Here is a 20,362-nt window from a genome sequence, read left to right as displayed (position 1 = left end):
TCGGCCGGAGCCGTCCGCCCGGTGTCATCGGGACCGTCCCGGATCATCCCTTCCGCGCACGTGCCGTGATCCGTGTCGTGATCCGTGTCGTGATCACGGAGCGCAAAGCTCTAGTTGACAATCGTTTCCAATTTCGGTGAAAATGAGTGTCATGAACATCGGTCCCCGCCCCCGTCGGCTCATACGCACCGGCGCCGCAGTCGGCGCGCTCACTCTCGCCTCCCTCCCCCTCGCCGCCTGCGGCAGCGACAGCGGGAGCAACGGGAAGGTGCGGGTGGCCGCGTCCTTCTACCCCATGGCCTACCTCGCCCAGCAGATCGGCGGGGACCACGTCGACGTCCAGAACCTCACCAAGCCCGGCACCGAGCCCCACGACCTGGAGCTGAGCCCCAAGCAGACCGGGGAGCTCAGCGAGATGGACATGGTCGTCTACCTCAAGGGGCTGCAGCCCGCCGTGGACGAGGCGGTCGAGCAGTCGGGCGTCAAGAACATCGCGGAAGCCTCCTCCTACACCGACTTGGAGGACCACGGAACCGATGTGCACGGCGAGGAGGGCCACGACGGGCACGAGAAGGACCACGGCGAGCACGAGGGCCACGACCACGGCGAGGACGCGGCGGGCGACCCGCACATCTGGCTCGATCCGGTGCGCTACGCCGAGGTCGCCAAGGGGGTCGGCAAGCAGCTCCAGAAGGCGGACCCCGACCACAAGGGCGAGTACAAGAAGAACACAGCGGAACTCGTCTCCCGGCTCAAGACCCTCGACAAGGACTTCAAGGCCGGTCTGAAGAACAAGAAGACCGACACCTTCATCACCACGCACGCCGCCTTCGGCTACCTCGCCGAGCGGTACGGTCTGCACCAGGAGGCCGTCGCCGGCATCGACCCGGAGTCGGAGCCCAGCGCCTCCCGGCTCAAGGAGCTGCACGAGGTCGCCAAGAAGGACCACGTCGACACCGTCTTCTTCGAGAACGACGCCAGCGACAAGACCGCCAAGACTCTTGCGGGCGACCTCCGGCTCAAGACCGCGGTGCTCAGCCCCCTGGAGACCATCAAGGACCCGAAGAAGGACGACTACTTCTCGGTGATGCACCAGAACCTGACCGCGCTCGAGACGGCTCTCGGCGCGAAGTGAGCCGGGACGGAGCCCGCCACGTAGTGGCCCGCCGCGTAGTGAGGACGTGAGGCATGACGAGGACGACAGCCGCCCAGGACGGCGCCGGCATAGCCGAGGCACCGCCTGCCGTCGCCCTGCGCGGTGCCACGGCCGCGCTGGGCGGGCGGCCGGTGCTGCGCGGAGTGGATCTGACGGTGGGGCGCGGCGAGACGGTCGCACTGCTGGGCGCCAACGGCTCGGGCAAGTCCACCACCATCCGTGCCGTGCTGGGTCAGGTGCCGCTGACCGGCGGTGAACTGGAGCTCTTCGGCACCCCGTTCGCGCGGTTCCGGGACTGGCACCGGCTCGGTTACGTTCCGCAGCGCTCCACCGCCGCTGCCGGGGTCCCGGCGACGGTGCGGGAGGTCGTCTCGGCCGGCCGGCTGGCCCGGCGCCGTTTCCGGCCGCTGGGCCGCGAGGACAAGGCCGCGGTGCGGCACGCGCTGGAGCTGGTCGGCATGGCGGAGCGGATGCGGGACCCGGTCGAGGCGCTCTCCGGCGGCCAGCACCAGCGGGTGCTGATCGCCCGCGCCCTCGTCGCCGAGCCCGAGCTGCTGATCATGGACGAGCCGCTGGCGGGTGTGGACGTCGCCAACCAGGAGGTGCTGGCCGACACCCTGCGCCAACAGGTGGAGCGGGGCACCTCGGTGCTGCTGGTACTGCACGAACTCGGCCCGCTCGCACCGTTGATCGACCACGCCGTGGTGCTGCGGGAGGGCCAGGTCGAGTGGGTGGACAACCCCGACCGGCTGCACGACCTGGCCTGCCACCCGCACGGCTCCGTACCCGCCGCCGAGGCGGCGCCGAAGATCGAGACGGGGTTGTTCTCATGATCGAGATGCTGAATTACGGCTTCATGCAGCGCGCGCTGCTCGCCGCGCTGCTGGTCGGCATCGCCGCACCCGCCGTGGGCATCTACCTCGTCCAGCGCCGCCAGGCGATCATGGGCGACGGAATCGGCCATGTGGCGCTGAGCGGTGTGGCGCTGGGCTTCCTGCTGCAAACCAACCCGGTGTGGATGGCCGTGCTCGTCGCCTCGCTGGGAGCCATCTCGATGGAGCTCATCCGCTGGTACGGCAAGGCGCGGGGCGATGTGGCCCTGGCGATGCTGTTCTACGGCGGCATGGCGGGCGGCGTACTGATCATCAACCTGTCGCCGAACGGCTCGAACGCCAACCTCACCACCTATCTCTTCGGCTCCATCACCACCGTCTCGCCACAGGACATCGCCGCCATCGTCGGCCTGTCCGCTTTCGTGCTGCTCGTCTCGCTCGGCCTGCGGCGCCAGCTGTTCGCCGTCTGCCAGGACGAGGAGTTCGCGCGGGTGACGGGGCTGCCGGTGCGGCTGCTCAACCTGCTGCTGGCCGTGACGGCCGCGGTCACCGTCACGGTGGCGATGCGGGTGGTCGGGCTGCTGCTGGTCAGCGCGCTGATGGTGATCCCGGTGGCCGCCGCCCAGCAGGCCACCCGCGGCTTCGCCGTCACGCTGGGCACGGCGATGGGTTTCGGGGTCGCCGTCACCCTCTCCGGCACGGTGACCTCCTACTACGCCGACGTACCGCCCGGCGCCAGCATCGTCGTCATCGCCATCGCCCTCTTCGCTCTCGTCACGGTGCTCGCCGCGCCGCTGGCCCGGCGCAGGGCAGCACGTGACGCGGACAGGACTGTCCCCACAGGGCCGGGAGGGGGCACCCTGGTAGCGGACGGGAACGAGAGCGCCGGCGACGGCACGGGGTCGGTGGACCGCCCGAGCAGGGTGTAATACCCGCTCGTGGGGGGCGCCTGGCACAATGGGTGGCCGCGAACGCCGCACCGGGCCTCAGCCGCCTCGGCGCCTCCCCGGAGCCGACGAACGTAAGGAGCCAGAGCGTGACCACCGCAGGTCCCCCTGTACGCGGCCGGTCGACCCGGCAACGCGCCGCCGTCTCCGCGGCACTCGCCGAGGTCGAGGAGTTCCGCAGCGCGCAGGAACTGCACGACATGCTCAAACACCGGGGTGACTCGGTGGGGCTCACCACGGTCTACCGCACCCTCCAGTCCCTCGCCGACGCGGGCGAGGTCGACGTACTGCGCACCGACGACGGCGAGGCCGTCTACCGGCGGTGCCACAGTGACGACCACCACCACCATCTGGTCTGCCGCGCCTGCGGGAAGGCCGTGGAGGTCGAGGGCCCCGTGGTGGAGAAGTGGGCCGCCTCGGTCGCGGCCGAACACGGCTTCGTCAATGTGGGCCACACGGTCGAGATCTTCGGCACGTGCGGCGAGTGTGCCGCCGCGGACTGATACTTGCCCCGCGATTTCCGGGTGCCCGGCATGGGGGGGCTGCGCTTGCCCGCCCTGCTCCCCCGGACTCGAACTGCGCGCGCAGCCGACAGCGCACCCGCAGTCTGCGACGGGCAGCAAGGGCAGCCCCTCCCCAGAACGCCTCAGCGCCGTGAAGCGGTAAGCGCCTCCACGCCGTCCAGGATCAAGCCGAGCCCGAACTCGAAGTCGGCCGTACCCTCCGAGTCGGCGGACTCCGCGCTGTCGGACAGCTCGCCGGAGGCCAGCAGCTCGCGGATGGCCGGAAAGTCCCCGGCCGAGGTGAGCTCGGTCAGCAACCCCCAGTAGCTGCGCTCGACGCCCTCCCACGTAGTGGCCGCCGCACGGGTCGCCTCATCGATGTCCGCCAGCAACGAGACGTTGCTGCGGACATAGCCGCTCACGGTGATCAGCACGCCCAGCTTTTCCTCGGCGTTCAGCCCCGTGCCCCGCAGATACGCCAGCGCCTGCTCCATCCACTCCACATTGTGCGGGGAGAGCGGCGGGGTGCCGATGGGGATGCGGACGATCCACAGGTGGTCCCGTAGGACGTCGCGGTAGGCACCGGCCCAGTGCGCCAGGCCCGCGCGCAGGCCCTCCCCCGCCGGGGGGCCAGGAGACGGGGAGCCGATGGCCGCGTCCTCCATGAGGATCAGCAGATCGTCCTTGCCCGCGACATAGCGGTAGAGCGCCATGGTCGAGACGCCGACCTCGGTGGCGACGCGGCTCATGGACACCGCGGCCAGCCCTTCGGCGTCGGCGACACCGATCGCGGCGGTGACGATCCGCCGCACGTCGAGCGCGCGCGCCGGCCCCTTGCCGGGCCGCTCCTTGAGGCCCCAAGCGGCGGCCACGCCTGCCGGGAGGCCGCTGGGGGACTGCTGCTCCCGCTTCGCCATCGTGTGCCGTTCCGCCTTTCGGGTTGCCGGTGACCACCGGACTCGTGTATAGCATACGCAGTAGCGTTTACGGCATACGCAGTAGCGCGTACGGACTACACAGAAGACAACGGAAGAGGGGGGATGTGCCATGCACCGGGAACCAAGGCCGAGTTGGGCGATCGAGACGCGCGGACTGAGCAAGGCGTACGGCTCCGTGCCCGTGCTCAAGGGGCTCGACCTGCAGGTGCGGCGCGGCAGCGTCTTCGCACTACTGGGGCCGAACGGGGCCGGCAAGACCACAACCGTGCGCATCCTGGCGACGCTCGCCCGGGCCGACACCGGGCAGGCCACCGTGGCCGGGCACGACGTGGTCGCCGCCCGCTCCCGGGTGCGCCGCGCCATCAGCCTCACGGGGCAGTACGCGGCGCTCGACGAGGAGCAGACGGGGCTGGAGAACCTGCGGATGATGGCCCGGCTGCGCGGCCGCTCACCCGCGGCGGCACGCCGCCGCGCGGCGGAGCTGCTGGAGCGGTTCGCACTCACCGGGGCAGGGGACCGCCGGGTGTCCACCTACTCGGGCGGAATGCGGCGCAGGCTGGACATCGCAGCCGGGCTGGTCGGCGACCCCGAGGTGGTCTTCCTGGACGAGCCGACAACGGGGCTCGACCCGCGCAGCCGCCGCACGATGTGGGCGACGGTCGGCTCGCTGGCCGGGGCGGGTGTGACCGTCTTCCTCACCACGCAGTATCTGGAGGAGGCCGACCAGCTGGCCGACCGGGTGGCCGTGCTGGACAGGGGCCGGATACGCGCCGAGGGCACACCCGAGGAGCTGAAGAAGACGGTCACGGCCCAGCGCCTGGACCTGACGATGGCGGGAAGCGCCGCCTACCAGGCGCTGGTCGGCCGACTGGGCGGACGGGCCCTGCACCGGGCACCGGAGGAGCTGGTGCTGGGCGTGGCCACCGACGGCAGCGCGGCCCATGTGCGGGCGCTGCTGGACGAGTTGGACCCCACCCGCGAACAGGTCGCCCGCTTCGCGCTGCACAGCGCCACCCTCGACGACGTCTTCCTGGAGCTGACCCATGAGTGATTACACGGCTTACGCGGTACTGGCGGGCCGGTCCGTGCGGCTGACCCGGCGCAACCCGGACGCCGTGATCACGGCGCTGGTGCTGCCGGTGATGCTGATGCTGGTGTTCGTCTACTTCTTCGGCGGGGCCATCGAGACGAGCACCGGGACGTACGTGACCTATGTTGCGCCCGGCGTGCTGATCCTGTGCGCCGGATACGGCGCGTCGATGACGGCGACCACCGTCTCCGACGACATGACCAACGGCATCATCGACCGCTTCCGCTCGATGGACACCAGCCCCACCGCCGTGCTGACCGGACATGTCGCGGCGAGCGTGGCACGGAACGCCGCGGCCACCAGCGCCGTACTGGGGGTCGCCTTCGCGATCGGCTTCCGGCCGCACGCGGGCGTGGTGGACTGGCTGGCCGCGTGCGGCATCCTGCTGCTCTACATCACCACGCTCTCCTGGCTGGGCGCCGCAGCGGGGCTGCTGGCCAAGTCCCCGGAGGCGGCGGGCGGATTCACCTTCGGGATGCTCTTCCTGCCCTACCCCAGCAGCGCCTTCGTGCCGATCGACACCATGCCGGACTGGCTGCACGGCTTCGCCGAGAACCAGCCGGTGACCCCTGTCATCGAGTCCCTGCGGGGCCTGCTCCTGGACCAGCCGACCGGTGACAGCCCCTGGCTGGCGCTCGCCTGGTGCCTGGGACTGCTGGCGGTGGCACTGCCGGTGTGCGCGGCGCTCTTCCGGCGGCGTACGGGCTGACGGGCGTACCGGCCGGCTGACGGGCGTACCGGCTGAAAGTGCTGGGGGGCATCAGGGTGCGGGGCTCGCCGGGTCGGAGATCCAGTGGCGGCGGCCGAGGCTGATGAGGCGGAGCTGACGGCGGGCCGTGTACGCGACGACGTCCTCCGGCGGCCCCTCCCCCTGGGCCGCCTCCAGAAACGCGGAGGCGGTCATCACCATGTGGTCGACGTAGGTTTCACCCAGCATCCGCAGATCCTCGGCGCTCCACCCCCGCGAGACCTCGTCGCGGGCCAGCGCCCCGGCCACCTCCTCGGCGAACCGGTCGAGTTGGGTACCGATGGCGGTGCGCACGGCGGCCACCCCGCCGTGCCGCTCGCGCACCACGAAGCGGATGTGCTCGGGGTGTTCGCGGACGAAGCGGGCGATGGCGTCCACGAGGTGGTCGATGCGCTCACCGTCCTCGCTGCGCTCGGTCAGTCCAGCCTGTATCACCGCGTGCAGGGTGCCCAGCGACTCCTCCACCAGGGCGACGCCCAGGTCGGCCACGTCCCGGAAGTGCCGGTAGAAGGCCGCGGGTGAGATGCCCACGGCGCGGGTGATCTCGCGCAGGCCGATGCTGCTGAGGCTCTGCTCCTCCAGCAGCTCCAGGCCGGCGTCCAGGAGCGCACGGCGTGTCCGGGCCTTCTTCAGATCCCGCTGCGTGTGGGGCGAGTGGGGGGTACTGCTGCTCATGGCCTCAGTAAACAGTTGTGCGCCGAGCGCCGCAATGCTGTAGTGTCGAACTCAGTGAACAGTTGTCACCACACTTGTTCACTGAACGACGCACACGCACGACGACCGCAGATACGAGACGAGTTGGGAGAGAGGAACAGATGATCTTCCTCGTCGCAGCGTTCCTCCTGCTGGGTGTGCTGGTGGGGCCGCCGGCCCAGCTGCCGCCCGAGGTGACCATCTCGGCAGCCGCGGTCATCGCCGCCTGGCTGCTGGTCTTCACCGTCCGCGAGCGCACCCGCCGCAACCGGAAGAGGAGCTGACCATGAGCACTGTCCTGCTCCGCAAGGGCCGTACCCGGACGGGGGACGCCGACGACATGGCCGTGGCCTCGTTCGTCATGGGCCTGGTCGGACTGCTGGTCTTCAACGTCGTCCTCGGCCCCTGCGCGCTGGTGCTGGGCGGGCTGGCGCTCGCCCGCGGCACGAACCGGCGCGGCCGCGCCATGCTGGGCACCGCGCTGGGCGCCGCCGACTTGATCGTGCTCGCCGTACTGATGACGGCGAACGGCACCGTCTCATGGAGCTTCACGGGCTGACGCCCCCAAGGGGCCCGCAGACACGTCGGGCAGGGGCAGCCCCTCACGCCCCCTTGGCGGCGCCCTGCTGGCCCTCGTCGTTGCGGGCACCGCCGAAGCGGCGGTCGCGCTGGGCGTACTCCAGGCAGGCCGCCCACAGGTCGCGCCGGTCGAAGTCCGGCCACAGCGTGTCCTGGTAGACCATCTCCGCGTAGGCGCTCTGCCAGATCAGATAGTTGGACGTACGCTGCTCGCCCGACGGCCGCAGGAAGAGATCCACATCCGGCATGTCGGGGTAGTACAGGTACTTCGCGAACGTCTTCTCGCTGACCTTGGCCGGATCCAGCCGGCCCGCCGCCACGTCCTCGGCGACAGCGCGCGCCGCGTCCGCGATCTCGGCACGGCCGCCGTAGTTGACGCAGAAGTACAGCGTCATCGCGTCGTTGTCCTTCGTCTGCTCCTGGGCGACCTGGAGCTCCTGGACGACGGACTTCCACAGCTTGGGCATCCGCCCCACCCAGCGGATGCGGATACCCAGCGCGTCCATCTCGTCCCGCCGGCGGCGGATCACGTCGCGGTTGAAGTTCATCAAGAAGCGCACCTCTTCCGGGGAACGCTTCCAGTTCTCGGTCGAGAAGGCGTACAGCGACAGGTTCTTCACACCCATCTCGATGCAGCCCTTGAGCACGTCCATGACGACGCCCTCACCGACCTTGTGGCCCTCCGTGCGCGGCAGCCCCCGCTGCTTGGCCCACCGGCCGTTGCCGTCCATGACGACCGCCACATGGCTCGGGACCAGCTCGCCCGGGATCTTGGGCGGCCGGGCACCCGACGGGTGCGGCTCGGGCGTCGCGTACTCGCGCTGCTGCGACCAGGACAGCATTCCGCGGCGTGCCATTCGGTACTCAACTCCAGCGGGCGGGACTCGCAGGGACAGTGCTGACCCGCCCGAGCCTAACCGCTACTGGCCGCCCGCCGCCTGCCGGACGTAGCGCAGCGAGCGCAGCCCGCGCTCCAGATGCCAGTGCAGATACGCCGAGACCAGCCCCGAGCCCTCCCGGCAGTGCCGGGCCTCGGCGGCGTCCGCGGTCTCCCAGTCGCCGGTCAGCAGTGCGCCCAGCAGCCGCAGCGCCTCCGGGGACGGCACCACACTGCCCGGCACCCGGCAGTCGACGCACACCACGCCACCCGAGGCCACGGAGAAGAACCGGTTCGGCCCCGGCAGCCCGCACTTGGCACAGTCCGCGAAGCTGGGCGCGTAGCCGCCCATCGCCAGGGACCGCAGCAGAAAGGCGTCCAGCACCAGACCCGCGCCGTGCGCCCCCGAGGCGAGGGTGCGCAGGCCGCCGACCAGCAGCAGATACTGCTGCACATTCGGCTCACCCTCGTGGTCGGTGAACCGCTCGGCCGTCTCCAGCATCGCCGTCCCCGCGGTGTAGCGGTCGTAGTCGGCCACGATGCCCTGGCCGTACGCGGCGATCGTCTCCGTCTGCGTACAGAGGGGGAGACCGCGGCCCACCAGTTCGCTGCCCCGCGCGAAGAACTGCACGTCGACGTGGCTGAAGGGCTCCAGCCGCGCGCCGAACTTCGACTTCGTCCGCCGGACGCCCCGCGCCACGGCACGCACCCGCCCGTGCCCGCGGGTGAGCAGCGTGATGATGCGGTCGGCTTCGCCGAGCTTCTGCGTGCGCAGGACGATGCCGTCGTCGCGGAACAGGCTCATGGCCTCATTGTCGCGTACCCGGTGTGATGAGCCCCGACTCATAGGCGGCGATCACCAGCTGTGCGCGGTCCCGCACGGAGAGCTTGCCCATGATCCGGCTCACGTGGGTCTTCGCCGTGAGCGGCGACAGCGAGAGGGTCTCGGCGATCTCCGTGTTGTTGAGGCCCCGCCCGACCAGGGCGAGCACCTGCCGCTCACGGGCCGAGAGCGCGCCCAGGGCCTCGGGACACGGCGCCGTCACGGCACCATCCGCGGGGGCGCGCAGCACGCGGGCGATCAACCGGGCCGTCGGCCCGGGCGAGAGCAGCGCCTCCCCCGCCGCGACGGTACGGATCGCCTCCAGCAGTTCGGCGGGCCGGGTGTCCTTGACCAGGAACCCGGAGGCCCCGGCACGCAGCGCGTCGACCACGTGCTCGTCGGTGTCGTAGGTGGTCAGGACGAGGACCTTCACCCCGGCGAGGTCCTCCTCGGCCGCGATCTGCCGGGTGGCTTCGATGCCGTCCAGGTCGGGCATCCGGATGTCCATGACGACCAGATCGGCGCGCGCCGACCGAGTGAGCGCCACGGCCTCCCGGCCGGTGGCCGCCTCCCCTACCACCGTCATGTCCTCGGCGGAGGCGATGAGCATGGCGAACGCGGCGCGCACCAGCGTCTGATCGTCCGCCAGGACGATCCGGATGGGGCCCGCGCCCTCGCGGAGATTGCTCGTCGAAGCGGTTTCCGTCATGACAGGGCTCCCCTCGGTGCGGCGGAAGACGCGAGTGCGGAGGTGGACGGCCGGGCGGGCAGCAGGGCGGTGACGGCGAACCCGGGCCCTGGAGCGCGAGGCCCGGCCTCCACGGTGCCGCCGACGCTGCGGGCCCGCTCCCGCATCCCGGCGATGCCGAACCCGCCGGGACCGCCGGCGCCCTCTCCCGGAGCGGGAGCCGCACCGTCCGGGCCGTCGTCGACGACGGAGACCCGCAGCGCCTCTCCCACGGCCTCCACCACGGCCCGTACCCGGACGGCCGGCCCGGCGTGCCGTACGGCGTTGGTCAGCGCCTCCTGGACGATGCGGTAGGCGGCGGCGCCCACCGCCGGCGCGGGCTCCAGGGCGTGCGCGCTCTCACCCACGGACAGCTCGACATGCGCGCCCGCGTCGCACGCCGACCGGGCCAGATCCGGCAGCCCGGAGAGGCCCGGCAGCGGCTCCATGCCCTCGGCGTCCCCGGCACGCAGCACCTCCAGGGTCGTACGCAGTTCGGCCCGCGCGCCCCGGCAGGTCTCGGAGATGCTCTCCAGCGCCTTGGCGACCGCCTCCCGGTCCAGCCGCTCGGGGTCGGCGACCAGGACATGGGCTGCGACAGAGGTCTGCACGCCGATCAGGGTGATGCTGTGTGCGAGCAGATCGTGGAGATCGCGGGCGATGCGCAGCCGTTCCTGGGCGACACGGCGGGCGGCTTCCTCCTCACGGGTGCGTTCGGCCCGTTCGGCGCGTTCGACGACGGCGGCGAGATAGTTGCGGTGCAGCCGTACCGTCTCGCCGAACAGCACACACACCACGATCCATCCGGACGAGCGCAGCATGTCGCTCAGCTCGTGGGTTTTGCCGGCGCTGCTCATCACCGTCACCATGATGCCGACGATCCCGCAGAGGGTGGCCAGCGAGCGCAGCGGCGGACCGGCGACCGCCATCGAGTAGAGGGCGACCAGCGCCCCGGGCACGGCAGCCAGGTGCGAGAAGTCCTGCGCGTGGTAAGGGCCCACGCACACCACGATCCCGAGCACCGTCAGCCACGGCGCCCTGCGGCGGAGGACCAGCAGCGCACCGGAGCAGGTCAGCAGCGTCCAGCCGAACAGCGTGGGGAAGCGCCCGTTGCCCGGTGAGGCGCTCAGCACCATGACCGTCTGCAGGGCGCAGACGGCCACCGCCAGGAGCACGTCGCGCCGACCGACGGGCGCTCCCCGCCGCTGGGGCCGCAGGGAGCGCAGCACGAGGGCCTTCACCGGATTCCGGGGCAGTTGCACAGGCCCAATCCTGCGGTACGGGCCACCGGTCGCGGTACCGGGGTGCGGTCCGGGCTGCAGCCCGGGGCGCGGCCCTCACTCACCGCGTGCGCTCCCGGCCGCGCTCCCGGCCTCCCCCTCCGCGCGGAAGAGCCGGCCCGGCCACCACATCCACCGCTTCAGCAACTGCGCGGCCGAGGTGACCAGATACGTCCGCACCAAGAAGGTGTCCAGCAGTACGCCCACCGCGATCACCAGGCCCAGCTCGGCCATCAGCACCATCGGCAGCGTCGCCAGCACACAGAAGGTGGCGGCCAGCACGATGCCCGCCGAGGCGATCACCCCTCCTGTGGTGCGCAGCGCGATGAGCGACGCCGCGGCGACGGGCACGCCGCGCAGCGACTCCTCGCGGGTGCGGTGCATCAGGAAGATGCCGTAGTCGACACCGAGCGCGACGAGGAAGACGAACGTCATCAGCGGTATGCCCGCGTCGAGCCCCTCGAAGCCCAGCACCGGTTCGAAGGCCAGTCCGCCCAGGCCCAGTGCCGCACCCCAGGTGGCGACGACGGCGGCCGTCAGGATGAGCGGCGCCACCAGGCTGCGCAGGAGTGCGATCAGAATGACCAGCACCGCGGCCAGCACCAGCGGGATCACCACCTTCCGGTCGTCGGCGTTGGTCTCGCGCAGGTCCAACTGCTGGGCGCTGGGCCCGCCGACGAGCGCTTCGGCACCGTCCAGCCCGGTCAGCTCGCCACGCAGCCGGCGGATGGTGTCCAACTCGCCCTCCGACTCGGGCCTGTCCTTCGCGAACGCGGAGAACTCCGTCCAGCCGCCGCCGCTGCGGCCCTTCTCCACCCGTACGACGCCGTCGGTACCGCGCACGGCCCGCTCGACGTCGGGGGCCGCGGTGGCGCGGGCGAGCACCGTCACGGGCCGACTGCTGCTGTCGGGGAACGCCTTTTGCACCGTCTCCTGTGCGGAGACCGACTCGGGCTTCTCGGTGAAGGTGTCCTGCTCGCGCAGATCGCCCGGCAGCGCGAGCGTGCCCAGGCAGAGCGCGCCCAGCAGCAGCGCGCCGCCCACCAGGACGGTGACCGGACGGCGCCCGGCCGAGCCACCCATGGCGGTGAACAGGGTGCGGCGGGCCGGCGCCGCGCTGCCGTAGGCGGGGATCAGCGGCCAGAACAGCCGCCGCCCCAGCAGCACGAGCAGTGCGGGCAGCAGCGTCGTCATGGCGACGAGCGCGCACACCACACCGACGGCGCCGACAGGGCCCAGTGCGTTCACGCTGTTCAGGTCCGCCGCCAGCAGGCACAGCAGCCCCGCTGCCACCGTGCCGGAGGAGGCGAGAACGGCGGGTCCGCAGCCGCGCAGCGCGGCTGTCATGGCGTCGAACGGGCGCTGATGGGCGCGCAGTTCCTCGCGGTAGCGCGACACCAGCAGCAGCGCGTAGTCCGTGCCGGCGCCGAAGATGAGGACCGTCATCACCGAGGTGTTCATCGTGGTGGCCGTCAGATCGAACGCCTGCACGAGCCCGTAGACCAGCGCCCGAGCCGCCAGCGCCGCGACCCCGACCACCAGCAGCGGGACCAGCCACAGCACCGGGCTGCGGTAGGTGAGGATCAGCAGCAGCGCGACCACCACAGCCGTGCCCAGCATCAGCGTCCCGTCGACGGACTCGAAGATCTCGCTGCTGTCCGCCGCCATCGCTCCCGGGCCGCCCAACTCGACCGTCAACCCGCGAGGCTGACCTGCGATCTCGTCCCGGATACGGTGCACCGCCTCGTCCCGTACGTCCTCGTCGCCCATCCCCGTGAGGGAGAACGCGGTCAGCAGGGTCTCGCCGTCCTTCGCCGGGACGGTGCGCGGGAGGGCGCCGTCCTTCTCGCCCGCGAGGGAGTAGGTGCCGGCGATCTGCCGCACCTGGCCGCGGGCCAGTTCGCGGTCGGCTGCCGTCAGCCCGCCGTCGCGGTGGTGCACGAGCAGCAGCGCGCTGGTGTTGCCGCCGGGCAGCTTCTCCACCAGGTGCTGCACCCGGGTGGAGTCGGCGCCGCCGGGCAGGTAGTCGGTGGGCTTGTCACGGGTGACGTCCATCAGCTTCCCCGCGAACGGCGCGGCCAGCGCGAGGGCGACCACCCACAGCGCGACGACGGCCCAGGGGACGGTGCGGGACCGGCTGCCTCCGGGCGCTCGGCCGCCGGATCGCGGGGTGGGCTTCGGCGCCCGCTCGGTCACTTCGGTCGCGGGTGGCATGGGGCCCCTTTTCGGTCGGGATGCTCGTCCCGACCAGGCTCTCCGCCGCTCGCCTCCCCTTCGTCGCCCGTGCGGCCGAACCCGGCGCTACCGCCCCGGAAGGCCCGGGGCCCCGGCTACTCCCGCGGTCGTACTCCCGCCGACGCACCGGCGGCGCGCTGGGCGCTCAGTGCGCGGCGGAACCAGTGGAACGAGGCTCTCGGGGTGCGCTCGAGAGTCGTGTAGTCCACATGGACCAGGCCGAACCGCTGACTGCGGCCCTCGGCCCATTCGAAGTTGTCCAGCAGCGACCAGATGAAGTAGCCGCGTACCTCGATGCCTTCGGCCAGCGCGGTGTGCAGCTCGCGCAGATGGGCGTCCAGGAAGGCGATACGGGCGCTGTCCTCGGTACGGTCCGGATATGCGCAGCCGTTCTCCGTGACCATGACGGGCGGCAGCCGGTCGCCGTACCGCACGCGGAGAATCCGCAGCGTCTCGGAGAGCCCTTCGGGTACGACGGCCCAGCCGAACCCGGTGCGTTCCCTGCCGGGCATCTCGTGGAGGGCGAAGGGGAGTTCGGCGGGGATGTCGACGCCCGCGAACCCGGCGCCGGGACCGTCCGCGATCCCGTCGCCCGGGCCGTCCGCCGGCCCGCCGGTGGACTCCGCGGCGCCGACCAGGGTTGGCTGATAGTAGTTGACGCCGTACCAGTCGAGCGGTTCCGCGATCACCCGCAGATCCTCGTCGACCGGCCCGGGCAGCAGCTCGGCCAGCCCCTCGGGATAGCGCCCCAGCAGCAGCGGGTCGGCGAAGAGCCGGTTGGTGAGGGTGTCGTAGAAGTCGGCCGCACCGGTGTCGGCCTCGCTGCCTGAGCACGCGTGTACGGGACCGTGCGAGTTGGCGATACCGATGGAGCGGGCTCCCTGGTCCCGCAGGGCGCGCACGGCCAAGCCGTGGCCGAGCAGTTGGTGGTGCGCGGCGGGCAGCGCCTCGAACAGCAGCCGCTTGCCGGGTGCGTGCACCCCGAGGCCGTAGCCGAGCAGGGTCACCTCGGCGGGCTCGTTGAGCGTGATCCAGTGCGCGACGCGGTCCCCGAGGCGGGCGGCGACCTCGGCCGCGTAGTCCGCGAATCGCCGCGCGGTGTCCCGCAGCAGCCAGCCACCGCGCTCCTCCAGCGCGAGCGGGGTGTCCCAGTGGAAGAGGGTGGGAACCGGCTGGATGCCGGCCTCGCACAGGGCGTCCACGAGCCGGTCGTAGAAGTCCAGCCCCGGCACGTTCAGCGGCCCCGCGCCGGTGGGCAGCAGGCGGGGCCAGGAGAGGGAGAACCGGTAGGCGCCGACGCCCAGTTCCCGCAGCAGTGCCACGTCCTCGGGCCAGCGGTGGTAATGATCGGTGGCGACGGTCGCGTCGCTGCCGTCCTTGATCCGGCCGGGCTCCCGGGTGAAGGCGTCCCAGGACGACGGCCCGCGCCCGTCCTGGGCCACGGCACCCTCGATCTGGAAGGCGGAGGTGGCCACACCCCACAGGAAGCCGTCGGGGAAGACGGGCAGCGGCTGAGGGGTCGTCATCGGCGCTTCAGGACGGGGTGCGGGCCTGGGCCAGCAGCCGGTCCACGTCCTCGGCTCCGATCTCCAGCGCCCGTCCGATGGTGGCCAGCACCTCGCGCTCGGCCGCGCAGTACACCCCGTCGGCGAGCGCGATCCGCGCCCCTTGCAGCAGCAGGCTCTCCCGGCCGGGCACGGCCAGATGCGGGGTGAGCGGGGCGAGCACCTCGTGCAGCTCGATCTCCAGGGAGATCCTGCCGTGGCCCTGCTGTCTGGCCTCCGCGGTGAGCGCGGCGAGCAGCGCGGTCAGCTCCTCCTCGGTGCAGCCGGGGAAACCGGCGGCCCGCACCGTCTCGGCGGCCGTCTCGCGGGCTGCCCGCGCGTCCGGACCGCCGGCCGCCAGCACGGCGAGCGCCACGCTGTGCACCGCCTCGCGCAGCATGCCGGCCAGCCGCGAGGTGGTGGGCCGGTCCAGGGCCTCGGCGCCGAAGTGGCCCCGGCAGGCCACGCATTCGACCACGGGCCCGGCCGGGCCGCGCGGGATGAGGGGAAGGCCGAGGACGACGAACCGGCGCCGTCCCGTACGCCGACGGTAGCGGCGGTCGCCGCCGCAGCCGGGGCAGAAGAAGTCGCCGTCGTCGAGGGTGCGCCAGCTCGTGCGGACCCCTACGAGACGTACACGGAAGGGTCGTTGGCGCATGGCCTCGCACCTCCATCACGATTCGGCAACGTCGCCGGGTGACGTGATATTAACCACAGCCGGGCGCCGGAGACAGCCCTTGGAGAGTTTTTCAGCCCCGCACGTCACATACCCCGACCCCCGCCGCCCCAACAGAGGCGCGGGGAACTGCGCGAGCGACCACAACGCACCCGCAGTCCGCAGACGCCGGCAAGAGGCACCCCCTCACCGGAACAAGCCCCCGGGCGGGCCGCCACCGGAATGCCGGCCGGCCCGCCCGGGGGGGCGTGCGGCTCAGCCCCGGTACGCGCGGTTGACCGCCGACACAGCGGCCTTGATGGAGGCCCGCACGATGTTGGCGTCGATGCCCACACCCCACAGCACCTGGCCGCCGATGGCGCACTCGATGTAGGCGGCGGCCTGCGCTCCGACGCCCTCGCTCATGGTGTGCTCCACGTAGTCCAGCAGCCGCACGTCCACGTCGATGGCGTGCAGCGCGTCGAAGAAGGCGGCCAGCGGGCCGTTGCCGGTGCCGCTGAGTACCACGGGCTCGCCGTCGACCACGGCCTCGACGGTCAGCGCGTCGGCGCCCTCGCTGGTGGTGGAGGTCTGCGCGCCGCGCAGCGCGATACGGCCCCAGCTCTTCTGAGGGGTCGGCAGGTACTCGTCCTGGAAGGCCGCCCAGATGTCGGCGGGTGTGACCTCGCCGCCCTCGGTGTCGGTCTTCTCCTGGATGATCTTGGAGAACTCCACCTGCATGCGGCGCGGCAGGTCCAGGTGGTGCTCGCCCTTGAGGACGTAGGCGATGCCGCCCTTGCCGGACTGCGAGTTGACGCGGATGACGGCCTCGTAGGAGCGGCCGACGTCCTTGGGGTCGATGGGCAGGTAGGGGACGGCCCACTCGATGTCGTCCACGCTCGTGCCCGCCTTCGCCGCGCGGGCCTCCATGGCGTCGAAGCCCTTCTTGATGGCGTCCTGGTGGGAGCCGGAGAAGGCGGTGTAGACCAGGTCGCCCACGTACGGGTGGCGCGGGTGGACCTCCATCTGGTTGCAGTACTCGTAGGTGCGGCGGATCTCGTCGATCTGCGAGAAGTCGATCATCGGGTCGACACCCTGGCTGAACAGGTTCATCCCCAGCGTCACCAGGTCGACGTTGCCGGTGCGCTCGCCCTGTCCGAACAGACAGCCCTCGACACGGTCGGCGCCCGCCATCACGGCCAGCTCGGCAGCGGCCACCGCGGTGCCGCGGTCGTTGTGCGGGTGCACGGACAGGCACACGTGCTCGCGGCGGGACAGGTGACGGCCCATCCACTCGAACCGGTCGGCGTGCGTGCTGGGCGTGGAGCGTTCGACGGTGGCCGGCAGGTTGAGGATGATCTCGCGGCCGTCCTCGGGCTGCCATACGTCCATGACGCCCTCGCAGACCTCCAGCGCGAAGTCCAGTTCGGTGTCGGTGAAGATCTCCGGGCTGTACTGGTAGCCGAAGGCGGTCCGGTCGTCCAGCAGCTTCTCGGCGTACTCCATCACCAGCCGGGTGCCGTCCACGGCGATCTGCTTGACCTGGTCGCGGGTGCCGCGGAAGACGACCTCGCGGAAGACCGGCGCGGTGGCGTTGTACAGGTGGACCGTGGCGTGGTGGGCGCCCTTCAGCGACTCGACGGTCCGCTCGATCAGCTCTTCACGGGCCTGGGTGAGGACGGAGATCGTCACGTCCTCGGGGATCGCGTCCTCCTCGATGATGGAGCGCACGAAGTCGAAGTCGGTCTGGCCCGAGGAGGGGAAGCCGACCTCGATCTCCTTGTAGCCCATCCTCACCAGCAGGTCGAACATCTCCCGCTTGCGGGCCGGGGACATCGGGTCGATCAGCGCCTGGTTGCCGTCCCGCAGATCGGTCGACAGCCAACGGGGGGCCTTGGTGATCCGGTTGTCGGGCCAGGTGCGGTCGGGCAGGTCGACGGCCTCGTACCGGCCGTACCGGTGTACCGGCATTCCGGAGGGGCGCTGGCGTACGGAAGCCGCGGTCAGCGGGGTGGCGCGGCCGATGGGGGCCTGTGTGGCCCGTGCAGGCTGGGCGGGCTGCGGGGATGTCATGGCGTTCGGGCTCCTGAAGAGGTAGCTGTTCCAAGACCGACGACAGCACTCGACTCCGCGGGGAGGGGGTCGGCCTTGCGGTGGCTACAGACCCTCGCCGCGGCAGCTAAGAAGAAGCAGCCCGAAACGCATGATGTTCGCATCATAACGGAGGTCCGGCGGGCAGCCAGGGGCGTATCACCATGCGGGATACCGGAGGGCACCACCGGGGCACCGGTGAGCGGGGTTCCGGTCGCGCTGTGCAACACGTTCAACACCGTTTCACCACCGTTTTGCGCGAATCATGGCCGCCACCGGTGACAGGTCGGTAACTCAGTGCCACATTGCTCTGTATGAACGCACACCGCGCGCACTCACCGCAGATCCATCCAGTCTTCTGCACGATCGTGCCTCCGCACCTCCTCGACCAGGTGTCCAGAAACAGCGACGACGTCCTCTCCCGGCCGGCTCGGCGCACTCTGGAGCGGGACGCGACCCAGCGCACCCGGCGCCAGATCACCACAGTGCGTTACGGCCTCCTCGCCTCCGCGCCCGCCGCGCCGGACGTCGACCCCGCCGACCGCAAGCCGCAGCGCACCATCTCCGACGCGGAGCGCAAGGAGCAGCTCCCCGGCGAGACGGTCCGCGAGGAGGGCGCCGAGGCGGTCCAGGACGCCTCGGTCAACCGGGCCTATGCCGGGCTGGGTGCCACCTTCGAGCTCTTCCTGACCGCCTTCGACCGCTACTCGATCGACGGCGCGGGGCTGCCCCTGGACGCGACGGTGCACTACGGCGACGAGTACGCCAACGCCTTCTGGGACGGCGAGCGCATGGTGTTCGGCGACGGGGACGGGGAGATCTTCCGCGACTTCACCCTGCCGGTCGACGTCATCGGACACGAGTTGACCCACGGAGTGACGCAGTACACCGCCAATCTGGAGTACCAGGGCCAGTCCGGGGCGCTCAACGAGTCGGTCTCCGACGTCTTCGGCTCCCTGATCAAGCAGCACAGCCTGGGCCAGGGTGCGCAGGAGGCGGACTGGCTGATCGGCTCCGGGCTGTTCACCGACCGGGTGGAGGGACAGGCGCTGCGCTCCATGAAGGCCCCCGGCACGGCCTACGACGACGACGTGCTCGGCAAGGACCCGCAGCCGGCGACGATGGACGACTACGTCAGCACCGGCGCCGACAACGGCGGGGTGCACATCAACTCGGGCATCCCCAACCACGCCTTCTACAAGCTCGCCGTCGACCTGGGCGGCAACGCCTGGGAGCGTGCGGGCCAGATCTGGTACGACACCCTCACCGGCGGCTCGCTGCAGCCGGACACCGACTTCGCGGCGTTCGCAGCGGCGACCACCGAGGCCGCCAAGTCCCGCTACGGCGACGGCAGCGACGAGCACGAGGCGGTACGCAAGTGCTGGTCCGAGGTGGGTGTGACGGCAGGCTAGGAGCCCGCCGAGGCACTCGGCCGGAATCCGGCCCGTCGGCACTTAACGTTCGGGCGGATCGCCGGGAAGATGGATGTATGCGTATCACTGTCATCCGCACGGGTGGCTTCGGCGGGCTCACCCGCCGGGCCACCCTCGAGACCGCGGGCCGGCCCGACGCCGGGGAACTGGCGCGCCTGGCCGACCAGGCGGTGCGCGAGGGCCTCGGCGAGGCGCCGATGGGCGTGCCCGACGGGTTCCACTACGAGGTGCGTACCGAGACCGGGGGCTCGGTCGCCACCGCCCACTTCGCCGACCCCAAGCTCACCGAGGCACAGTCGGCGCTGGTGAGAAAGGTGCTCAAGGAAGGAGCATGACGGCCCTGCCCTGATGGCGCCGGGTCAGGGCAGGGCCGTACCTCCGGGTCAGGGCAGGTAGTACATGGGATTGGGGAGCTTGACCCTGCGGTCGGCGTGCCCGCCCTTCAGGTCGCTGTACTGGTCGCCGAAGTTGGCCAGGATGTCGTAGCCCTGGTCCTCGATGTGCTCACGCGTGCCCGACTTGTACTCGACGGTCGTGCAGTCGCTGCCGCAGTCGAGGTAGGAGGGCGGGTTCTCCTCGTTCTTGAGGAAGAAGTGCTCCTTGTCGACCGGGTTCTTGTAGCCGACCTTCTTGAGGTTCCGCACGCTCCAGTCGCGCTGGTACTCCTTGCGCCCGGTCACCAGGAACACCGTGATGCCCCTGCTGTCCGCCCAGTTGACCAGCTTGCGCATGCCGAAGACCGGGTCCATGTTCTTGGTGCGCAGGTACTCGTCCTGCGCCTGCGGCGTGAAGTGGTAGCCGATCTCCCGCTCGAAGTTGTAGGTGAGCAACGTGGTGTCGTCCACGTCGAACACCACAGCGGGCTTCTTGTGCGGTTTGTGGGCAGAGCTGTACTCGTGCAGATCGCTTTCGAGGTCCTTGCGGGCCTTCGCGGCGATGCGGCGTGTCTGCTTGGCGTAATTGCTGTGCGGGGAGGCGTAGTGCTCGCCGTCCTCGGTCTCGATGTCGCCGTAGTACGCCTCGATCCTGGTCTTCACCTGATCGAGGTTGGGGATCTCCTTGTCGGTCCTGGGCACCGAGTGCTCGGCGGTCGCCTGGCCGATCCCGAGGAACGCGGTGCTCGCCACGGCGGCGACGGCCACGAGGGGCAGAACTGTACGGAGGGAACGGGACATCGGGGCGGCTCCTCGCGGCGACTCGGCACGGGCAA

The 20,362-nt window shown here is 71.0% G+C and carries 21 protein-coding genes; 10 read left to right on the top strand and 11 right to left on the bottom strand.

Going from position 1 to position 20,362, the window contains the following annotated elements; translation table 11 throughout:
- Positions 1 to 151: 151 nt before the first annotated feature.
- The 4 genes from JW592_RS02785 to JW592_RS02770 all read left to right on the top strand — a co-directional run bounded on the left by JW592_RS02785 (position 152) and on the right by JW592_RS02770 (position 3,439).
- Positions 152 to 1,135 carry a metal ABC transporter substrate-binding protein gene (locus JW592_RS02785; protein WP_209263231.1) on the top strand — a complete coding sequence of 328 codons (984 nt, stop codon included), beginning with the start codon at positions 152 to 154 and terminating at the stop codon, positions 1,133 to 1,135.
- A gap of 53 nt (positions 1,136 to 1,188) precedes the next feature.
- On the top strand, positions 1,189 to 1,989 hold the full coding sequence (locus JW592_RS02780) for a metal ABC transporter ATP-binding protein (protein WP_209263230.1): 801 nt from the start codon (positions 1,189 to 1,191) through the stop codon (positions 1,987 to 1,989).
- Positions 1,986 to 2,918 carry a metal ABC transporter permease gene (locus tag JW592_RS02775; RefSeq protein WP_209263229.1) on the top strand — a complete coding sequence of 311 codons (933 nt, stop codon included), beginning with the start codon at positions 1,986 to 1,988 and terminating at the stop codon, positions 2,916 to 2,918. Before JW592_RS02780 ends, JW592_RS02775 begins: the two co-directional genes overlap by 4 nt.
- A gap of 107 nt (positions 2,919 to 3,025) precedes the next feature.
- Positions 3,026 to 3,439: a Fur family transcriptional regulator gene (locus tag JW592_RS02770; protein WP_209263228.1), complete on the top strand. Its 414-nt coding sequence runs from the start codon at positions 3,026 to 3,028 to the stop codon at positions 3,437 to 3,439.
- 143 nt (positions 3,440 to 3,582) lie between these two features.
- Here the strand turns inward: JW592_RS02770 and JW592_RS02765 are convergent, their stop codons facing one another.
- The gene (locus JW592_RS02765; RefSeq protein ID WP_209263227.1) at positions 3,583 to 4,356 is read right to left on the bottom strand and encodes a TetR/AcrR family transcriptional regulator; all 774 of its coding nucleotides are present in this window, start codon (positions 4,354 to 4,356) and stop codon (positions 3,583 to 3,585) included.
- 130 nt (positions 4,357 to 4,486) lie between these two features.
- Between JW592_RS02765 and JW592_RS02760 the strand changes: the two genes are divergently transcribed.
- Together JW592_RS02760 and JW592_RS02755 are read left to right on the top strand one after the other, a co-directional pair.
- Positions 4,487 to 5,428: an ATP-binding cassette domain-containing protein gene (locus tag JW592_RS02760; protein ID WP_209263226.1), complete on the top strand. Its 942-nt coding sequence runs from the start codon at positions 4,487 to 4,489 to the stop codon at positions 5,426 to 5,428.
- The gene (locus tag JW592_RS02755) at positions 5,421 to 6,176 is read left to right on the top strand and encodes an ABC transporter permease (protein ID WP_209263225.1); all 756 of its coding nucleotides are present in this window, start codon (positions 5,421 to 5,423) and stop codon (positions 6,174 to 6,176) included. Before JW592_RS02760 ends, JW592_RS02755 begins: the two co-directional genes overlap by 8 nt.
- 51 nt (positions 6,177 to 6,227) lie before the next feature.
- On the opposite strand, the gene JW592_RS02750 is transcribed toward JW592_RS02755, so the two are convergent.
- Positions 6,228 to 6,890, bottom strand: coding sequence for a TetR family transcriptional regulator (locus JW592_RS02750; protein WP_209263224.1), 663 nt, complete (start codon positions 6,888 to 6,890; stop codon positions 6,228 to 6,230).
- A gap of 140 nt (positions 6,891 to 7,030) precedes the next feature.
- Between JW592_RS02750 and JW592_RS02745 the strand changes: the two genes are divergently transcribed.
- Together JW592_RS02745 and JW592_RS02740 are read left to right on the top strand one after the other, a co-directional pair.
- The gene (locus tag JW592_RS02745) at positions 7,031 to 7,192 is read left to right on the top strand and encodes a hypothetical protein (protein WP_209263223.1); all 162 of its coding nucleotides are present in this window, start codon (positions 7,031 to 7,033) and stop codon (positions 7,190 to 7,192) included.
- Between the two features lie 2 nt (positions 7,193 to 7,194).
- On the top strand, positions 7,195 to 7,467 hold the full coding sequence (locus JW592_RS02740) for a DUF4190 domain-containing protein (RefSeq protein ID WP_209263222.1): 273 nt from the start codon (positions 7,195 to 7,197) through the stop codon (positions 7,465 to 7,467).
- Positions 7,468 to 7,510: 43 nt separating this feature from the next.
- Here JW592_RS02740 and JW592_RS02735 read toward each other — a convergent pair whose 3' ends face one another.
- The 8 genes from JW592_RS02735 to leuA all read right to left on the bottom strand — a co-directional run bounded on the left by JW592_RS02735 (position 7,511) and on the right by leuA (position 17,701).
- The gene (locus tag JW592_RS02735) at positions 7,511 to 8,344 is read right to left on the bottom strand and encodes an isoprenyl transferase (protein ID WP_209263221.1); all 834 of its coding nucleotides are present in this window, start codon (positions 8,342 to 8,344) and stop codon (positions 7,511 to 7,513) included.
- Positions 8,345 to 8,407: 63 nt separating this feature from the next.
- Positions 8,408 to 9,169 (bottom strand): DNA repair protein RecO, encoded by a 762-nt coding sequence (gene recO / locus JW592_RS02730; protein ID WP_209263220.1) that lies wholly within the window; start codon positions 9,167 to 9,169, stop codon positions 8,408 to 8,410.
- A gap of 4 nt (positions 9,170 to 9,173) precedes the next feature.
- Entirely contained in the window at positions 9,174 to 9,896 is a 723-nt protein-coding gene (locus tag JW592_RS02725; RefSeq protein WP_209263219.1) for a response regulator, read from the bottom strand.
- Positions 9,893 to 11,176 (bottom strand): sensor histidine kinase, encoded by a 1,284-nt coding sequence (locus JW592_RS02720; protein WP_372446440.1) that lies wholly within the window; start codon positions 11,174 to 11,176, stop codon positions 9,893 to 9,895. The genes JW592_RS02725 and JW592_RS02720 overlap by 4 nt, the downstream gene beginning before the upstream one ends.
- A 75-nt stretch (positions 11,177 to 11,251) precedes the next feature.
- On the bottom strand, positions 11,252 to 13,408 hold the full coding sequence (locus JW592_RS02715) for an MMPL family transporter (RefSeq protein ID WP_209263218.1): 2,157 nt from the start codon (positions 13,406 to 13,408) through the stop codon (positions 11,252 to 11,254).
- A 116-nt stretch (positions 13,409 to 13,524) separates the two neighbouring features.
- Positions 13,525 to 14,955, bottom strand: coding sequence for a glycoside hydrolase family 1 protein (locus JW592_RS02710; RefSeq protein WP_209263217.1), 1,431 nt, complete (start codon positions 14,953 to 14,955; stop codon positions 13,525 to 13,527).
- Between the two features lie 7 nt (positions 14,956 to 14,962).
- On the bottom strand, positions 14,963 to 15,631 hold the full coding sequence (locus JW592_RS02705) for a TerB family tellurite resistance protein (RefSeq protein ID WP_209263216.1): 669 nt from the start codon (positions 15,629 to 15,631) through the stop codon (positions 14,963 to 14,965).
- Between the two features lie 273 nt (positions 15,632 to 15,904).
- Positions 15,905 to 17,701 (bottom strand): 2-isopropylmalate synthase, encoded by a 1,797-nt coding sequence (gene leuA, locus JW592_RS02700; RefSeq protein ID WP_209263215.1) that lies wholly within the window; start codon positions 17,699 to 17,701, stop codon positions 15,905 to 15,907.
- A gap of 332 nt (positions 17,702 to 18,033) precedes the next feature.
- Here leuA and JW592_RS02695 point away from each other — a divergent pair, with 332 nt between their 5' ends.
- Together JW592_RS02695 and JW592_RS02690 are read left to right on the top strand one after the other, a co-directional pair.
- Positions 18,034 to 19,131 carry a M4 family metallopeptidase gene (locus JW592_RS02695; RefSeq protein WP_209263214.1) on the top strand — a complete coding sequence of 366 codons (1,098 nt, stop codon included), beginning with the start codon at positions 18,034 to 18,036 and terminating at the stop codon, positions 19,129 to 19,131.
- Between the two features lie 77 nt (positions 19,132 to 19,208).
- The gene (locus JW592_RS02690) at positions 19,209 to 19,487 is read left to right on the top strand and encodes a protealysin inhibitor emfourin (protein WP_209263213.1); all 279 of its coding nucleotides are present in this window, start codon (positions 19,209 to 19,211) and stop codon (positions 19,485 to 19,487) included.
- A 48-nt stretch (positions 19,488 to 19,535) separates the two neighbouring features.
- Here the strand turns inward: JW592_RS02690 and JW592_RS02685 are convergent, their stop codons facing one another.
- Complete coding sequence (locus tag JW592_RS02685; protein WP_209263212.1) at positions 19,536 to 20,327, bottom strand: HAD family acid phosphatase; 792 nt, start codon at positions 20,325 to 20,327, stop codon at positions 19,536 to 19,538.
- Positions 20,328 to 20,362: the final 35 nt, after the last annotated feature.

Source organism: Streptomyces spirodelae (genome assembly GCF_017676385.1).
Lineage (GTDB): Bacteria > Actinomycetota > Actinomycetes > Streptomycetales > Streptomycetaceae > Streptomyces > Streptomyces spirodelae.
This window is presented reverse-complemented; position numbering and strand designations above follow the sequence as displayed.

Excerpts from the sequence above, each read along its gene's own strand:
- JW592_RS02760 (WP_209263226.1), top strand. The coding sequence starts at position 4,487 with ATGCACCGGGAACCAAGGCCGAGTTGGGCGATCGAGACGCGCGGACTG.
- JW592_RS02695 (WP_209263214.1), top strand. The coding sequence starts at position 18,034 with ATGAACGCACACCGCGCGCACTCACCGCAGATCCATCCAGTCTTCTGC.
- JW592_RS02750 (WP_209263224.1), bottom strand. The coding sequence starts at position 6,890 with ATGAGCAGCAGTACCCCCCACTCGCCCCACACGCAGCGGGATCTGAAG.
- JW592_RS02685 (WP_209263212.1), bottom strand. The coding sequence starts at position 20,327 with ATGTCCCGTTCCCTCCGTACAGTTCTGCCCCTCGTGGCCGTCGCCGCC.
- JW592_RS02785 (WP_209263231.1), top strand. The coding sequence starts at position 152 with ATGAACATCGGTCCCCGCCCCCGTCGGCTCATACGCACCGGCGCCGCA.
- JW592_RS02715 (WP_209263218.1), bottom strand. The coding sequence starts at position 13,408 with ATGCCACCCGCGACCGAAGTGACCGAGCGGGCGCCGAAGCCCACCCCG.
- JW592_RS02765 (WP_209263227.1), bottom strand. The coding sequence starts at position 4,356 with ATGGCGAAGCGGGAGCAGCAGTCCCCCAGCGGCCTCCCGGCAGGCGTG.
- JW592_RS02780 (WP_209263230.1), top strand. The coding sequence starts at position 1,189 with ATGACGAGGACGACAGCCGCCCAGGACGGCGCCGGCATAGCCGAGGCA.
- JW592_RS02755 (WP_209263225.1), top strand. The coding sequence starts at position 5,421 with ATGAGTGATTACACGGCTTACGCGGTACTGGCGGGCCGGTCCGTGCGG.
- JW592_RS02745 (WP_209263223.1), top strand. The coding sequence starts at position 7,031 with ATGATCTTCCTCGTCGCAGCGTTCCTCCTGCTGGGTGTGCTGGTGGGG.
- recO (WP_209263220.1), bottom strand. The coding sequence starts at position 9,169 with ATGAGCCTGTTCCGCGACGACGGCATCGTCCTGCGCACGCAGAAGCTC.
- JW592_RS02710 (WP_209263217.1), bottom strand. The coding sequence starts at position 14,955 with ATGACGACCCCTCAGCCGCTGCCCGTCTTCCCCGACGGCTTCCTGTGG.
- JW592_RS02735 (WP_209263221.1), bottom strand. The coding sequence starts at position 8,344 with ATGGCACGCCGCGGAATGCTGTCCTGGTCGCAGCAGCGCGAGTACGCG.
- leuA (WP_209263215.1), bottom strand. The coding sequence starts at position 17,701 with ATGACATCCCCGCAGCCCGCCCAGCCTGCACGGGCCACACAGGCCCCC.
- JW592_RS02775 (WP_209263229.1), top strand. The coding sequence starts at position 1,986 with ATGATCGAGATGCTGAATTACGGCTTCATGCAGCGCGCGCTGCTCGCC.
- JW592_RS02705 (WP_209263216.1), bottom strand. The coding sequence starts at position 15,631 with ATGCGCCAACGACCCTTCCGTGTACGTCTCGTAGGGGTCCGCACGAGC.
- JW592_RS02690 (WP_209263213.1), top strand. The coding sequence starts at position 19,209 with ATGCGTATCACTGTCATCCGCACGGGTGGCTTCGGCGGGCTCACCCGC.
- JW592_RS02740 (WP_209263222.1), top strand. The coding sequence starts at position 7,195 with ATGAGCACTGTCCTGCTCCGCAAGGGCCGTACCCGGACGGGGGACGCC.
- JW592_RS02725 (WP_209263219.1), bottom strand. The coding sequence starts at position 9,896 with ATGACGGAAACCGCTTCGACGAGCAATCTCCGCGAGGGCGCGGGCCCC.